Origin of the sequence: Staphylococcus sp. EG-SA-14, assembly GCF_017151935.1 — a bacterium.
GTDB lineage: Bacteria > Bacillota > Bacilli > Staphylococcales > Staphylococcaceae > Staphylococcus > Staphylococcus aureus.
The window spans coordinates 1-248 of record NZ_JACVZM010000098.1 but is presented as its reverse complement, the minus strand read 5'-3'; the positions used below and the strand labels follow the sequence as shown (position 1 = coordinate 248).

General features: G+C 52.8%; 1 rRNA gene. It reads left to right on the top strand.

The features are described from left to right. Positions 1-248 (top strand): 23S ribosomal RNA (locus IDG63_RS14465); the annotation flags it as partial.

The following is a 248-nucleotide window of genomic DNA, read 5'->3' as shown; positions in this document are numbered from 1 at the left end:
GGATTGTCCTTTGGACAATGGTAGGAGAGCGTTCTAAGGGCGTTGAAGCATGATCGTAAGGACATGTGGAGCGCTTAGAAGTGAGAATGCCGGTGTGAGTAGCGAAAGACGGGTGAGAATCCCGTCCGCCGATTGACTAAGGTTTCCAGAGGAAGGCTCGTCCGCTCTGGGTTAGTCGGGTCCTAAGCTGAGGCCGACAGGCGTAGGCGATGGATAACAGGTTGATATTCCTGTACCACCTATAATCG